This window comes from Micromonospora sp. MH99 (assembly GCF_021442385.1).
Taxonomy (GTDB): Bacteria; Actinomycetota; Actinomycetes; order Mycobacteriales; family Micromonosporaceae; genus Micromonospora.
In genome coordinates, this window is the sequence record NZ_MUZA01000049.1 from 1 (window position 1) to 14,217 (window position 14,217).

General features: G+C 72.5%; 13 protein-coding genes and 1 pseudogene. 9 read left to right on the plus strand and 5 right to left on the minus strand.

Features of this window, described 5'->3' with window-relative positions; translation table 11 throughout:
* Both B0E54_RS22585 and B0E54_RS22590 read left to right on the plus strand, forming a co-directional pair.
* Positions 1 to 319: pseudogene (locus tag B0E54_RS22585) on the plus strand (ATP-binding protein); the annotation flags it as partial.
* 5 nt (positions 320 to 324) lie between these two features.
* A complete protein-coding gene (locus B0E54_RS22590; RefSeq protein ID WP_197281421.1) occupies positions 325 to 738 on the plus strand; it encodes a roadblock/LC7 domain-containing protein in 414 nt (137 codons plus the stop codon).
* 79 nt (positions 739 to 817) lie between these two features.
* Here B0E54_RS22590 and B0E54_RS22595 read toward each other — a convergent pair whose 3' ends face one another.
* The gene (locus tag B0E54_RS22595) at positions 818 to 2,161 is read right to left on the minus strand and encodes a GH1 family beta-glucosidase (RefSeq protein ID WP_234587878.1); all 1,344 of its coding nucleotides are present in this window, start codon (positions 2,159 to 2,161) and stop codon (positions 818 to 820) included.
* 843 nt (positions 2,162 to 3,004) lie between these two features.
* On the opposite strand from B0E54_RS22595, the gene B0E54_RS22600 reads away from it, so the two are divergent.
* Entirely contained in the window at positions 3,005 to 5,911 is a 2,907-nt protein-coding gene (locus tag B0E54_RS22600; protein WP_234587879.1) for a glycoside hydrolase family 48 protein, read from the plus strand.
* 284 nt (positions 5,912 to 6,195) lie between these two features.
* On the opposite strand, the gene B0E54_RS22605 is transcribed toward B0E54_RS22600, so the two are convergent.
* A complete protein-coding gene (locus B0E54_RS22605) occupies positions 6,196 to 6,849 on the minus strand; it encodes a DUF3159 domain-containing protein (RefSeq protein ID WP_374109303.1) in 654 nt (217 codons plus the stop codon).
* Between the two features lie 194 nt (positions 6,850 to 7,043).
* Here B0E54_RS22605 and B0E54_RS22610 point away from each other — a divergent pair, with 194 nt between their 5' ends.
* Together B0E54_RS22610 and B0E54_RS22615 are read left to right on the plus strand one after the other, a co-directional pair.
* The gene (locus B0E54_RS22610; protein WP_234587880.1) at positions 7,044 to 7,931 is read left to right on the plus strand and encodes a phosphatase PAP2 family protein; all 888 of its coding nucleotides are present in this window, start codon (positions 7,044 to 7,046) and stop codon (positions 7,929 to 7,931) included.
* An 8-nt stretch (positions 7,932 to 7,939) separates the two neighbouring features.
* Entirely contained in the window at positions 7,940 to 8,608 is a 669-nt protein-coding gene (locus B0E54_RS22615; protein ID WP_234587928.1) for a maleylpyruvate isomerase N-terminal domain-containing protein, read from the plus strand.
* Positions 8,609 to 8,658: 50 nt separating this feature from the next.
* Here the strand turns inward: B0E54_RS22615 and B0E54_RS22620 are convergent, their stop codons facing one another.
* Positions 8,659 to 9,393, minus strand: coding sequence for a DUF1028 domain-containing protein (locus B0E54_RS22620; RefSeq protein ID WP_234587881.1), 735 nt, complete (start codon positions 9,391 to 9,393; stop codon positions 8,659 to 8,661).
* 39 nt (positions 9,394 to 9,432) lie between these two features.
* Positions 9,433 to 10,653, minus strand: coding sequence for a low temperature requirement protein A (locus B0E54_RS22625; protein ID WP_234587882.1), 1,221 nt, complete (start codon positions 10,651 to 10,653; stop codon positions 9,433 to 9,435).
* Positions 10,654 to 10,807: 154 nt separating this feature from the next.
* On the opposite strand from B0E54_RS22625, the gene B0E54_RS22630 reads away from it, so the two are divergent.
* Together B0E54_RS22630 and B0E54_RS22635 are read left to right on the plus strand one after the other, a co-directional pair.
* On the plus strand, positions 10,808 to 11,791 hold the full coding sequence (locus tag B0E54_RS22630) for an LLM class F420-dependent oxidoreductase (protein WP_234587929.1): 984 nt from the start codon (positions 10,808 to 10,810) through the stop codon (positions 11,789 to 11,791).
* A complete protein-coding gene (locus tag B0E54_RS22635; RefSeq protein WP_234587883.1) occupies positions 11,788 to 12,579 on the plus strand; it encodes an SDR family oxidoreductase in 792 nt (263 codons plus the stop codon). Before B0E54_RS22630 ends, B0E54_RS22635 begins: the two co-directional genes overlap by 4 nt.
* On the opposite strand, the gene B0E54_RS22640 is transcribed toward B0E54_RS22635, so the two are convergent.
* Positions 12,576 to 13,379 (minus strand): class I SAM-dependent methyltransferase, encoded by an 804-nt coding sequence (locus B0E54_RS22640; RefSeq protein WP_234587884.1) that lies wholly within the window; start codon positions 13,377 to 13,379, stop codon positions 12,576 to 12,578. The genes B0E54_RS22635 and B0E54_RS22640 overlap by 4 nt on opposite strands.
* 135 nt (positions 13,380 to 13,514) lie before the next feature.
* On the opposite strand from B0E54_RS22640, the gene B0E54_RS22645 reads away from it, so the two are divergent.
* Positions 13,515 to 13,652 carry a hypothetical protein gene (locus B0E54_RS22645; protein WP_234587885.1) on the plus strand — a complete coding sequence of 46 codons (138 nt, stop codon included), beginning with the start codon at positions 13,515 to 13,517 and terminating at the stop codon, positions 13,650 to 13,652.
* Entirely contained in the window at positions 13,639 to 14,199 is a 561-nt protein-coding gene (locus tag B0E54_RS22650) for a hypothetical protein (RefSeq protein ID WP_234587886.1), read from the plus strand. The genes B0E54_RS22645 and B0E54_RS22650 overlap by 14 nt, the downstream gene beginning before the upstream one ends.
* Positions 14,200 to 14,217 lie beyond the last annotated feature (18 nt).

A 14,217-nucleotide genomic window follows, 5' to 3' on the forward strand; every position in this document is an offset into this window, starting at 1 on the left:
TGACGGTGGCGGCTGGTGGTCCCGGCAGGGACCGACCGGGGCGGCGGCCCCCGGCCCGGCCGCGCCGCCCGCCACCCCGGTCACGGCCGGCACGAACGAGCGGGGCCTGCCGATCCGCGTGCCGATGGCGCAACTCTCCGCGGTCACCCGCCCGGCCCAGCCCGAGTCGGCGCCGGCGCGCGCCGAACTGGACCCGGAGGCGGTCGGTGGCATGCTTTCCCGGCTCTACAGCGGGGTACGGCGTGCCGAGGCCGAGGACACCACCGAGATACCGGTGCCACCCTCGTGGGGGCACGACGAAGGAGGACGACGACAGTGACGACGTTGAGCCAGGAGGCACGTGACCTGAGCTGGCTGGTGAGCGCGTTCGCGGAGCGGGTGCCGGGTGTGGCGCACGCGGTGGTGGTCTCCTCCGACGGGCTGCTGGTGGCCATCTCCGACCATCTGCCCCGCGACCACGCCGACAAGCTCGCCGCGGTGACGTCCGGGCTGATGAGCATCACGGCGGGCGCGGCACAGATGTTCGACGGCGACATCGTCAAGCAAACGGTGGTCGAGATGGGCCGGGGCTACTTCCTCGTGATGCAGGTCCGCGACGGGTCGATCCTGGCCACGCTCGCGGCCGGCGACGCGGACATCGGCGTGGTGGGCTACGAGATGGCCCGGTTGGCGAAGCAGGCGGGGGAGATGCTCACCCCTGCCCTGCGGGCGGAGTTGCAGCAGGCGCTGCCCCGCTGAACGTTCCCGACCGGAACCCGGACGGTCACCGGCTCACCCGGAGCCGAGCCGTCCGGGCCCGGCCGTCCGGGCGGCCCGCTCAGAAACCGCCCTCGGCGATGACGGAGCGGTACCAGTGGGCGCTGCGCTTGAGCACCCGACGCTGGGTGGTGTAGTCCACGTAGACCAGGCCCCAGCGTTGGTCGTACCCTTCGTCCCACTCGAAGTTGTCGAGCATCGACCACACGTGGAAGCTCTCCAGCGGCACTCCGGCGCTGATGGCGCGGTGCGCGGCGGCCAGGTGGTCGCGCAGGAAGGTGATCCGGCCGCTGTCGTCGACGGTGTCGTCGGCGGCCAGGGTGTCGGGGGTGGGCAGGCCGTTCTCGGTGACGGTGAGCGGGATCGGGCCGTAGTCACGGGTGACCCGGGTCAGGATGTCGTACATGCCGTCGGGGTAGATCTGCTGCCAACCGGCCTCGGAGGTCGGCCACCGGTGTTCGGTGCTGCCGTCGGCGGTGACGTAGATGGGCGTGTAGTACTGCACGGCCAGCAGGTCGACCGGGGCCGAGATCACCGCCAGGTCGCCGTCGCGGATGCCGCGCACCATCCGGCTCTGCGGGCCCAGGTCGGCCAGCACATCCTGCGGGTAGCTGCCCTTGAGCAGCGAGTCGAGGTAGAGGCGGTTCTCGTAGCCGTCGTACAGCTGGGCGGCGGCGGCGGCCTCGGGGGAGTCGTCGGTGGGGTAGCAGGGGTGCAGGTTGAGCGCGGGACCGATCCGGCCGGTGCCGTCGGCGGCGCGCAGCGCCCGGACCGCGAGACCGTGAGCCAGTTGCAGGTGGTGGGCGACGAGGTAGGCGGCGTCCGGGTCCTGCCGGCCGGGCGCGTGGTGGCCCATGAGATAGCCGTTCTGCACGACGGTCTTGGGCTCGTTGATGGTGAGCCAGACGGGCACCCGGTCACCGAGGGCGGTGAAGACCGCGTCGGCGTAGTCGGCGAAGCGGTAGGCGGTGTCGCGGAACTCCCAGCCGTCGGCGTCCTGCAACGCCTGCGGCAGGTCCCAGTGGAACAGGGTGGCCATCGGGGCGATGCCGCGCTCGTGCAGGCCGTCCAGGAGACGGCGGTAGAAGTCGAGCCCGCGCTGGTTGGGCGCTCCGGTGCCGTCGGGCTGGACGCGGGGCCAGGAGATGGAGAAGCGGTAACTGCGCAGACCCAGGTCGCGCATCAGGTCGAGGTCTTCGGCGTACCGGTGGTAGTGGTCGGCGGCCACGTCGCCGGTGTCGCCGTTGCGGGTGCGCCCGGGGACACGGCTGAAGGTGTCCCAGACCGACTCGCCGCGGCCGTCCTCCTTGGTGGCGCCCTCGATCTGGTAAGCGGAGGTGGCCGCGCCCCAGCCGAAGTCGCGGGGAAAGCGCAGCGGGCCGGCGGGCCCGGTAGGTATCGACATGGATTCTCCTCGTGGATACGGGGCCGCCGCCGAGATTCGGGAGCGCTCCCAGAATAGGCCAGGAGCGGCCGGCCCGGTGAGCCGGCCGTCAGGGCGGCCGGCGTGGCGGGTCGAGGCGGGTGAGGGCCCCGGACAGCGAACGAGGCCGACCGGGCGGCGCTTCGCGCCTGTCCCGTCGGCCTCTTTTCCCATTGTGTACGGGGGTTTAGTGTGGGGACGGGGGAGGGCAACCCCCGTCCCCACCGTAACTGCACACACACGGGCGGAATTTGGGTCCTGCCGTGCGTGTCGCGCGGGAGCCGGGCCACGCGAGTGGCTCTGGTTCCACCTCCCTCCCTGTGGCGGGATGATGGCTGACGGCGGCGTCCGGGCTGGCCCGCCGTCGGCCTTCGGGTTGGTTCCCCGGGCCCGCCACGAGGACGGTCCCGGTGATCTTCCAGTTGGAACCTTTGTCGATGGAAGCGCTCCCATCGACCGATGTTGCGACTGTAACGCCCGTCACGCCTTTGTGAAAGACCCAAAACGAGATCGAAACAACTGGGTGATCCCGCCCCCTGTGCGCTTGTTGTGGGAGCGCTTCCATGGCACACTGTCGATTCAACGCGACAGGAGCCAGATCGCGTGGGCTTGGGTCCGCCGAGGGCAGCCGGCAGCACGACTTCCGGTCACGGCACCCGATCGCAGCCGGCGGGACCCCCTCCCGCGCGGGCCGCACCGCCGTACCCCGGCCGGGCCCGGGGCGACCACCTTCCCGGCGCCTCGAATCCCCCGCGTACCACCACACCCGCGGGCAGGCGCCTCGCCGGGGACCATCCCGGCCTGGTCCGAGGAGACACCGCGCACATGAGACAACTGGCACGACGCCGCCGAGTGGCGATTCTCGCCGCCGCCGCGCTCGCCATCGGCGGGGTGACGCTGCCCGCCGGCGCCGCGCAGGCAGCACCCGCCTGCGACGTGGTCTACGCGACCAACGACTGGAACACCGGCTTCACCGCGAACGTGACCATCAAGAACCTGGGCGACGCGGTCAGCAACTGGACCCTCAAGTGGACCTTCCCGAACAGCAGCCAACGGGTCACCCAGGGCTGGTCGGCCAGGTTCAGCCAGTCCGGCAGTGAGGTCACCGCGACCAACGAGTCGTACAACGGCAACCTCGGCACCGGTGCTTCCACCACCATCGGCTTCAACGGCTCCTACTCGGGCAGCAACCCGAAGCCCACCTCGTTCACCCTGAACGGCACCTCCTGCAACGGCACTCCGGCCAACCAGCCGCCGACCGTCTCCCTCGCCCTGCCGAGCGGGCCGTTCACCGCCCCGGCCGACGTGCCGCTGACCGCCACGGCCAGCGATCCGGACGGGACGATCAGCAAGGTCGAGTTCTACCGCAACGGCCTGCTGATCAACACCGACACCACGGCGCCGTACGCGTACACGCAGGAGGACCTGCCGGCCGGCAACTACACGGTGCAGGCCAAGGCGTACGACAACGCCAACGGCATCGGGGTCGCCGAGAAGGCGTTCACCGTCGGCGCCGCCAGCGGCCCGACGCTGATCGCCACGCCGTCCGCGGTCAGCGTCAACGAGGGTGGCACGACCACCTTCAACCTCAAGCTCAGCGCCGCGCCGACGACCAGCGTGCCGGTCACCCTCACCCCCAGCGGGGACACCGACATCACGGTCTCGCCGACCAGCGCCACGCTGACGCCGACCAACTGGAACACCGGGGTCACCGTCACGGTCGCCGCGGCGGAGGACACCGACACCGTCGGCGGCGCCGCCACCATCACCGCGTCCGCCACCGGTCTCGCGCCCCTGGCGGTCACCGCCACGGAGATCGACAACGACACCCCCGGCGGCGACAACGCCTACATCAAGAAGTTCCTCGACCAGTACGGCAAGATCAAGAACTCGGGCTACTTCAGCCCCGAGGGCGTGCCGTACCACTCGGTCGAGACGTTGATCGTCGAGGCGCCCGACCACGGCCACGAGACCACCTCGGAAGCGTTCAGCTTCTGGATCTGGCTCGAGGCCCAGTACGGCCGCGTCACCCAGAACTGGGCGCCGTTCAACAACGCCTGGACGGTGATGGAGAAGTACATCATCCCGTCGCACGCCGACCAGCCCACCGCGGGCTCCGCCGGCACCCCGCAGTACGCCGCCGAGTACAACCTGCCCAGCCAGTACCCCTCGGCGTTGCAGCCCAACATCTCCGTCGGGCAGGACCCGCTCCGCTCGGAGCTCCAGTCCACCTACGGCACCGGCGACATCTACGGCATGCACTGGCTGATGGACGTCGACAACACCTACGGCTTCGGCCACTGTGGTGACGGCACCACCAAGCCGGCGTACATCAACACCTTCCAGCGGGGCACGCAGGAGTCGGTGTGGGAGACCGTCCCGCAGCCGTCCTGCGACACCTTCAAGCACGGCGGTCAGTACGGCTACCTCGACCTGTTCGTCAAGGACACCGGCGCTCCCGCCAAGCAGTGGAAGTACACCAACGCCCCGGACGCCGACGCCCGTGCCGTGCAGGCCGCGTACTGGGCGCTGACCTGGGCCAAGGCGCAGGGCAAGCAGGCCGACGTCGCCGCCACCGTGGCCAAGGCCGCCAAGATGGGCGACTACCTGCGGTACGCGATGTTTGACAAGTACTTCAAGAAGATCGGCAACTGCGTCGGGGCCAGCACCTGCCCCGCCGGCAGCGGCAAGGACTCGGCGCACTACCTGCTGTCCTGGTACTACGCCTGGGGCGGCGCGTACGACACCAGCCAGAACTGGTCCTGGCGGATCGGTTCCAGCCACAACCACTTCGGCTACCAGAACCCGTTCGCGGCCTGGGCGCTGACCAACACCCCGGAGCTCAAGCCGCAGTCGTCGACAGCTGTCGCCGACTGGACCAAGAGCTTCGACCGGCAGTTGGAGTTCTACACCTGGCTGCAGTCGTCCGAGGGCGGCATCGCCGGCGGCGCGACCAACAGCTGGGACGGCAGCTACGCCCAGCCGCCGTCGGGCACCAGCACCTTCTACGGCATGTTCTACGACGTCGACCCGGTCTACAACGACCCGCCGTCGAACCAGTGGTTCGGCATGCAGGCGTGGTCGATGCAGCGGATCGCCGAGCTGTACCTGCAGACCGGCAACGCGAAGGCCAAGGCGCTGCTGGACAAGTGGGTGCCGTGGGCGATCGCCAACACGACCGTCGGCACCAACTGGTCGATCCCGTCGGACATGAAGTGGACCGGTCAGCCGACCACCTGGAACCCGTCCAGCCCGCAGCCCAACACCAACCTGCACGTCGAGGTGATCAGCAAGGGCCAGGACGTCGGCGTCGCCGCCTCCTACGCCCGGATCCTGATCGCGTACGCGGCCAAGTCGGGCAACGCGGCGGCGAAGACCACCGCCAAGGGCTTGCTGGACGCGCTCGACGCCGCCAGTGACGCGAAGGGCGTCTCCACCACCGAGACGCGTGGCGACTACAAGCGCTTCGACGACGTCTACGACGCGTCCACCGGGCAGGGCCTCTACGTCCCGCCGGGTTGGACCGGGAAGATGCCGAACGGTGACGCCATCGCCGCCGGCAAGAGCTTCCTCGACATCCGGTCCTTCTACAAGAACGACCCGGACTGGCCCAAGGTGCAGGCGTACCTGAACGGTGGTGCGGAGCCCAGCTTCAACTACCACCGCTTCTGGGCGCAGGCCGACGTGGCCATGGCGTACGCCGACTACGGGACCCTGTTCCCGAACGGCTGACAACGACCCGGGGTGGGTGGAGTGCCCCGCCCACCCCGGGGTTCGGCCGGGTCCGGGGGAACGACGGGACCCGGCCGGCGGACGGCCTGACACCCACGGTCAGGCCGGGGTGGGCCGGTCATCTGGCCAACGCAGCGGGTCGACCGGCCCACCCCACCGCCCGGACTGAAGACTGCCGCGAAAAAGCCCAGAAATTCCGGCTGTCGCGGGATCACACCACAGAGGATGACGGAGTAACGTACGTCACCGGAGAGGCCGCTCCCCCCGTGGCGGCCTCTCCACTTTTATGCCCGCCGGGACCCTTGCCCGGCCTGCTCGTCGGGCCGGACGTCCGGGTCGCCGGTGACCGGGTGACGCAGCCCCGGGTGCCCGGTCGGCAACGACCGGCGCAGCACCACCCAACTCACCGCCAGCGCCGCCGCGACCAGCGGCCAGGTCAACGCGATCCGGGCCACCACGAGCGCGAGCACCTGCCCACTCAGGTACAGCGGGACGAACACCGCCACCCGCACCACATAGGTCGCCGTCCACACCCAACTGGCCCTGCCGTACCCGCGCAGCAGCGCCGGGTCCCGCCGCCACCGGGTCCGCTGGCCCAGCGCCGCGCCGACCAGCACGCCGAGCAGCGGCCAGCGCACCACGATGCTCACGGCCCAGGCCAGCGCGCTGGCGGCGTTCGACAGCAACTGGATCAGAAAGAAGTTCTCGGCCCGCCCGGTCCGCACCGCGATCAGCGCCGCGACGCAGACGGCGAGCAGCCCGATCAGCACCGAGCGCGGGCGGTCACCCCGCCGCAGCCGTACGCCGGCCACCACGACGCCCACGGCGAGCGCCGCGCCCACCCCGGCCCACAGCGACTCGCCCCCGATCAGCCAGCCCAGCGCGAACGCCACCGGCGGCAGCGTGGCGTCCACCGCGCCCCGCCGACCGCCCAGCAGGTCCGCCAGGGACTCGACCGGGGCCGTCCCACCGGCGTGTGGACCGGCCGCCGTCGCCCGGTCCGGCCCGGGCTCGACCTGGCCGGACTCCCGCCCCGGTGTGCCGTCCACCGCCACCTCCTCGCCTCGGTCCCAACCTAACCGGCGGGAGCCGGTGGGCCACCGACCGACCGGCCGGCACCGGCCGCTACGGTGTGCGGATGCGCGCGACGGCACGGGGTTGGACCGCGGTCTGGTTGGTCGTACTGGCCCTCGTCCAGGCGGCCGCCCTCCTCGCCGTCTGGCGGGTGGCCCTGCACACCGAGATCGGCCAGTGGGTCGACACTGTCGCACTGACCGGCAACCAGATCGGCCACGACCGCATCGACGGTCCGGTGGACCGGATCCTCAACGCGATGTCGGTGGTCTCCCTGCTCGCCGCCACCGCGATGATCGGCTTCATCGCGCTCATCCGGGGGCGGATCGCCCTGGCCGTCACCGCGACCCTGCTCATCGCCGGGGCGAACGTCTCCACCCAACTGCTCAAGTACGGCCTGAGCCGGCCCGACCTCGGCCTCGACCCGGACCGGGCAGCGGTGGGCAACAGCCTCCCCAGTGGGCACACCGCTGTGGCCGCTTCGGTGGCGGTCGCGCTCATGCTCGTCCTGCCGCCCAAGGTGCGGGCCGTCGGCGCCTTCGTCGGCGCGAGTTACGCCGCCCTCGCCGGCGTGGCGACCCTGTCCGCCGGTTGGCACCGGCCCAGCGACGCGGTCGCCGCCTACCTGGTGGTGGGTGTCTGGGCGGCGCTGGCGGGACTGGTCCTGCTGATCACCCAACGCGAGCAGGCCCAGATCGCGCCCGGCGACGCCCACCGTGTCGCCGCGATCGTGCTCGGCGTGGCCGGCGTGCTCGCCCTGATCGCCTCCGGGCTGGCCCTCACCTGGCTGGTGGACCTGCGCGGGACCGGGCCGGAGGAGTTGAGCCGCCGCCCGCTCTTCGTCGGGTACGCGGGCAGCGCCGCCGGCATCGCCGGCACGATGGCGCTGGTGATGGCGCTGGTGCTGACCGTCGTGCATCGGCTGGTGCCGAGGGTCAAGGGGTGAGCCGACCGATGGACCCGGTTCGTGCCGCGTTCCGTGCCGAGTGCGGACGGCTCACCGAGGTCCTGGCCGAGGTGGACGACGTCGACCTCGACCGGCCCACCCCCTGCCCGCCGTGGACCGTCCGGGAGTTGCTCGCGCACGTGCGTACCGGCGCCGGACGGCTGGCCGACATGCTCGCCGCCCCCGCACCTCCGCGCGCCGAGGTGGACGCCGCCCGCTACTTCGGCGCGGCGAAGTTCACCCCGCAGGTGGACACCGACCGCATCGCCGGCGGCCGCCGCGACGCGCAACAGTCGAGCGGGGAGGCGTTGGCGACCGGGTTCGAGCGGGCCTGGCGGACCGCCGACGCGGCGGTCGCCGGAGCCCCGCCCGATCGGGTGGTCCGGACCCGGCACGGCGACGCGATGCTCCTCACCGAGTTCCTGCGGACCCGGGTGGTCGAGGTGGGCGTGCACGGCCTGGACCTGGCGGCGGCGCTGGACCGCCCGTCGTGGCTCACCCCGCACGCCGCCGCGGTGATCGCCGAGCTGCTCACCGCGGGGCGACCCGCGCCTGCCGCGTTGGGCTGGGACCGGCTGACCCTGATCCGCAAGACCACCGGACGTGCCGCGCTGACCGGCCCGGAACGGGCCGCGATCGACGCCGCCGGCTTCCGCTGGCTCGCCTTCGGCCGCTGACCCGACCGCCCTGGCCCGTCACCGGGTGCCGCTGCCGCCGGCCCGTCCGGTCAGCTCGCCGGGCGGGGTGCGGGAACGTGCGGGGCGACGCCCCGCAGGTGCGTGAGCACCACCGGGTCGATGCGGCCCGGCACCAGCCGCTCCTCCAGGTTCTCCAGCCCCGCCCAGGAGAACAGCGCCGCCTCCGGCCCGTCGTCGCCGACCGGGTGACCCAGCGCGGTGAGCAACGTCGCGACCTCGTCGGCGACCGCGCCGCTCAGGTCGAGCAGGGTCGCCGGGTCGGGCCGGCTGAACAGCAGGGTGTGCACGGCCAGCAGCCGGCCCAGTTCGGTGACCGGGTCGGGGTGGTCGTCCAGCCGCTCGGCGAACGGCAGCGCCGAGGAGGCCAGCCACGTGTCGCCCAGCGCGTCGACGACCTCCGGGCCGGTGAGGATGTTGCCCTGCGCGGCCCAGCCGTCGCCGGTGCGCCCGCCGGCCCACGGGTGGCAGGCCGGGCCGGTCCAGCTCGCGCCCGGCCCGCTGACGCCCACCACGCCGAGCTGCCGGTGCTCCCGCTCGGCGTCGGCGGCGACCAGGCCGGCCACCACGTCGGCGGCGCCCACTCCGGTGCGGAGCAGAGTGAGCCCCTGCGGGCGGTAGGCGAGGTTGACGTGCGCCTGGGTGGCCAGCGCGCCGACCTCGGCCTGCGCGGCCGGCACCAGCGCCCCGGCGGCGAGGAACTTGCTGGCCACGACGACGCCGTGGCGGCGGCCGTCGGCGGATCGGGCGACGAGGGAGAAGGTCACCCGCCGAGACTATCCGGCCGTTCGGCGTACGCCGACGGCTCAGAACGGCGTCGCGGCGGCCTCCGGCGGCCCACCCCGCGCCCGGCGGGCGTCGGCGACCGCGACGCCGCCCAGCACGACCACTCCGGCGGCCGACGCGGCCAATCCCGGCAGGAACAGCAGCGGTACGGCCACCGCCGCCAGCACCAGGATGGCGATCCAGCGTGACGGGGAGACCCGCCCGAACACCTCGTACTCGAAGCGGGCCCGGCCGGCCAGGAACAGCGCGGGTCCGCCGAGCGCCATGGCCAGCCACGTCGGTGGGGCATGGCCCAGCGGGTGGTCGATGATCAGCTCGTAGCCGACCGCCGTGGCGGCCAGGCCGACCACCATGACGAGGTGCGTGTCCGCCGCCGAGCGACCGATGTTGGCCGGGTGACGGGCCGTCATCACCGCCTCGGCCAGGATCTGCCCGGCGCGCTGGACGTAGATCCGCCACAGCATGATCGACGTGGCCACCGCGAGCGCGAAGGCCCAGACGTGCCCCGACCCGTACGGGCCCTTGCTGTACGCGAAACCGGCCACCAGGATCGTCTCGCCCAGCGCCACGAGGAAGAACTGCTGGTACCGCTCGGCCAGGTGCTCCCCGGCGATCTCCCACTTCGAGACCGTCGACCGGCCCAAGCCCGGCACCGGCCAGCCGCACCGCGCCGCCAGGTACTCGATGAGCAGCGCCAGCGTCCAGAGCATCACCTGCCCGTTGGTGGCCAGCAACGCCCCACCGATCCAGAACACCCCGCTGACGGCGAACACCACTGTCATCCGCACCTTCAGCCGGCGGTACGGATGTGGCCCCAACGCGATCGACAGGATCAGCGGCCGGGTCACCTGCGCGATGACGTACGCCGTCGCGAACATCAGCGAGGTCTCGCTGAAGGCCCGGGGGATCGCGACCCCCATCACCATGCTGGACACGAGCGCGGTCAACACCACTGTCTGCAGCGGCGCCCGGTACGGGTCGTAGCGGCTGGTCGTCCACGCGGTGCCCTGCCAGACCGACCAGAGGGCCAGCAGCAACAGCAGTGTCTTGCCACTGCCGGTGACCGCCGCCCAGAGGTGCTGCCGCGCCGGGCTCTCGGTCAGGTCCTCGAACGCGCGCGCGGAGATCCGGGTGAGCGCGAAGACGTAGACCAGGTCGAAGAAGAGCTCCAGGAACGTGGCCCGACCGGGCGCGACCGCCGCCGGGACCGGCTCCAGGTGTCCCGCCGCCCTGGAACCCATGGTCAGCGGCCTGCGCCGGTGCTCCGGTCCACCTCGAAGTGGTAGCACCTCGGCCGGGGCGCGCGGCCGCGAACCGGCGATTCTGCCCACTTCGGGGATCTTGCTCGCGGGCACCGTCAACGGGCACGATCGATCGGTGACGAATCGATGGGGCATGACGGTGCCGTTGGGCGGGATCCCGCTGGCCGATCACCAGGCGGTCTACACGACCCTTGATCGCGCCGGGTTCACCGACGTGTGGTCCTCCGAGGTCGCCGGGACCGACGCGTTCACGCCGCTGGCCCTCGCTGCGGCGTGGCAGCCGCGGCTGCGGCTGGGCACCGCGATCACCCCGGTCTTCACCCGTGGCCCCGGGCTGCTCGCCATGAGCGCGGCGGCGCTCGCCGAGGCGGCACCGGGCCGGTTCGCGCTCGGCATCGGCGCGTCCTCGCCGGTGCTCGTGCGGGACTGGAACGCGGTGCGGTTCGACGAGCCGTTCCGGCGTACCCGCGACGTCCTGCGGTTCCTGCGCGCCGCGCTGCGCGGCGAGACGGTGGACGAGGTCTACGACACCTTCACCGTGCGCCGGTTCACCCTCGAACGGCCACCGGCGGTGCCGCCGCCGATCCTGCTCGCCGCGCTGCGCCCGGGCATGCTCCGGCTCGCCGGCGCCGAGGCGGACGGGGTCATCCTCAACTGGCTCAGCGCCGACGACGTGCCTCGTGCCCTCGCCGAGCTGGGTGAGCGGCGTGCCGGCTTCGAGATCGCCGCCCGGATCTTCGTCTGTCCCACCGAGGACACCGCGTACGCCCGCACCCTCGGCCGCCGGCTGATCACCAGCTACCTCACCGTGCCGGCGTACGCCGAATTCCATCGGTGGCTCGGCCGCACGGAGGCGCTGGCGCCGATGTGGGAGGCCTGGGCGGCGGGTGACCGGCGTGCCGCCAGCGCGGCGGTGCCCGACGAGGTGGTCGACGCCCTGGTGCTGCACGGCTCGCCGGAGCGGTGCCGGGCCCAGGTCCGCCGCTACGCCGACGCCGGCGTGGACGTGCCGGTCCTCGCGCTGCTGCCCACTCCCGAGGTGACCGCCGGCAGCGCCGCCGCCCTGATGACCCTCATCGCCCGGTTGGGCACCGAGCCCGTGGGAGCGTCCGCGTGAACCTGACCGACCGGATCGCGGTGGTCACCGGCGGGGCCGGTGGCATCGGGGCGGCACTGTCGCGGCGCTTCGCCGCCGAGGGCGCCGCAGCGGTGATCGTCGCCGACCTGGACGCCGAGGCGGCCCACGCGGTGGCCGAGGGCATCGGCCCGGTGGCGCACGCAGCCGCCCTCGACGTCACCGACGAGGCCCAGGTCCGCGCGCTCGTCGACGACACCGAACGACGCTTCGGCCGCATCGACCTGTTCTGCGCCAACGCGGGAGTGACCACCGGCGGGGGAGTGGAGGTCGACGACGCGGCCTGGGACCGCGCGTGGCGGGTCAACGTGCTCGCCCACGTCTACTCGGCGCGCGCGGTGCTGCCCGGCATGCTCGCCCGCGGCGGCGGCCACCTGCTGCACACTTGCTCGGCGGCAGGGGTGCTGACCGCGGTGGGCGACGCCGCCTATACCACGACGAAGCACGCCTCGGTGGGCTTCGCCGAGTGGCTCGCCATCACCTACCGGGACCGGGGCATCCGGGTCAGCGCCCTCTGCCCGCAGGGTGTGGACACCCCGATGCTCGCCGACGGCATCGTCGAGGGCCACCTGGGCGCCCGGGTGATCGCCGCCTCCGGAGCGGTGCTCAGCCCGGACCAGGTGGCCGAGGCGACAATCGCCGGGCTGGCCGAGGAGCGGTTCCTGATCCTGCCGCACCCGGAGGTCGCCGACTACGCCCGCCGCCGCGCCGAGGACCCGGACGGCTGGCAGGCCGGCCTCCGCAAGCTGGTCCGCCGGCTGACCGCTTAACGCCCCGGGACGCGTCCGGCGACCAGGAGGTGCGCGCTCGATCCGACCAGCGCTGGCTCGGTGCTGTAGACGCGGGCCAGATCCAACGCCGCGGAGAAGACCGCGTCCTGCCCCGGCCCGCCCGCCGCGGCCTCCGCCGCCGTCCATGCCGGGCCCTCCACCCCGTGTACGACGACGTCGGTCAGCCCCGCCGCCGAACACTCGTCGGTGATCTCCTCGACCCGATGGAAGTAGGCATGGGTGAAACCGGTCCGTGGATCGTTGGTGCCGTCGGTCAGCAGGCTCTCGGCCTCGTCGAGGAGTCGCTCGTCGAGGCGTCCGGTGGCGGCGAAGTCCAGCGGGCCGGCGAAACGGGAGATGGCGGCGGCCACGACGTGACCGCCGGGGCGGGTGACCCGGACGGCCTCCCGTAGCGCCTTCAGCCGGTCGGCACGGTCCACCAGGTGGTAGAGCGGCCCCAGGAGGAGCGCCACGTCGTACGCGTCGTCGGCGTCGGGAAGCGCCCGCGCGTCGGCCACCCGGGCCTCGATGGACGGCTGGCCGCCGCGTGCCTGCGCGACGTGACTCGGCACCAGGTCGACGAGGCGGACCTCGTAGCCGGCACCGGCGAGGGCCCTCGCGTACTCGCCGGTGCCTCCGCCGATGTCCAGGACGCGGGCACCCGGGCCGGGCAGGAGATCCCGCAGGAGCTGGGTCGTGCGGATCCATTCCAGCCGTGCCTGGGGGCGGGCGGACAGCCGCTGGTCCTCGCGGTAGCGCAGCGTGTAGTAGTCGACGATCTCGCTCGTGTGCTGATCCACCCCCTGATGCTCGTCGTCGCGCCTACCGGCCGCCACCGTGTTTCCGCGCCGGCGCGCGACTCCTCCCTCGAAGGCGGGAACGGGTTCACCTCCGCCGGGGAGGAGGCGCGCGTCCGGCCCGCAGATCATCGGTTCATGAATGTCACTCGATCCGCAGCGATCTCCCGGGTGCGGCGACGGGCGGTGGCCTGCGGCGTCTTCGTCGTCGGTGCGACTGCCCTGCGTCTCTACTGGATCGCCCTCGATGATCGGAACGCGCATGACATCCACTGACCCGGGCCGTACCTGGGCCGCCGCTCCCGCGCCCTGGGCTGTCGGGGCCGCGTACGCCGTCCCGCTCTGCGTCCTGCCGTCCGCGATCTGGCGACTGTCCCTCGTGTTCACCGACGACGCCGTCACGACGTGGTACATGATCTTCCTGTCCGTCCTGTCGATGGGCCTGGCCCTGTCGACACTCGGGCTGGTGCACCACTGGGGACAGCAGGTGCCGCACTGGGTGCCGCTGTTCGGGAGGCGTTCGATCCCGGCACGCCCGGTCGTGCTCGCCGCGGTGGTCGGCGGTTCGTTGCTCGTCGCCATCTGCCTGTACCTGGTGCTGAACAGCACGTTCCACGTCGTGGACCGCGGCTGGGTGGGGATGGGGCGCGACGAACCGGCGCGCACCCCGCCCGGCTGGGACGTGCTGCGGTACTACGCCCCGCTGGCCGCCTGGGGCCCCCTGGTGATTGCCGTGGCCGCCGACTACGGCCGCCGCGCCCGGCTCCGATCCCCCCAACCCGCCACCGGTGATCAAGAGGTTCGGGTCAGGAACGGGTCCTGACATGACGCGAACCTCTTG

Bases quoted from the DNA above. Each gene is read 5' to 3' on its own strand.
- B0E54_RS22615 (WP_234587928.1), top strand. From the start codon at position 7,940: ATGGACCCGGTTCGTGCCGCGTTCCGTGCCGAGTGCGGACGGCTCACC.
- B0E54_RS22650 (WP_234587886.1), top strand. From the start codon at position 13,639: ATGACATCCACTGACCCGGGCCGTACCTGGGCCGCCGCTCCCGCGCCC.
- B0E54_RS22595 (WP_234587878.1), bottom strand. From the start codon at position 2,161: ATGTCGATACCTACCGGGCCCGCCGGCCCGCTGCGCTTTCCCCGCGAC.
- B0E54_RS22630 (WP_234587929.1), top strand. From the start codon at position 10,808: ATGACGGTGCCGTTGGGCGGGATCCCGCTGGCCGATCACCAGGCGGTC.
- B0E54_RS22645 (WP_234587885.1), top strand. From the start codon at position 13,515: ATGAATGTCACTCGATCCGCAGCGATCTCCCGGGTGCGGCGACGGGCG.
- B0E54_RS22600 (WP_234587879.1), top strand. From the start codon at position 3,005: ATGAGACAACTGGCACGACGCCGCCGAGTGGCGATTCTCGCCGCCGCC.
- B0E54_RS22625 (WP_234587882.1), bottom strand. From the start codon at position 10,653: ATGGGTTCCAGGGCGGCGGGACACCTGGAGCCGGTCCCGGCGGCGGTC.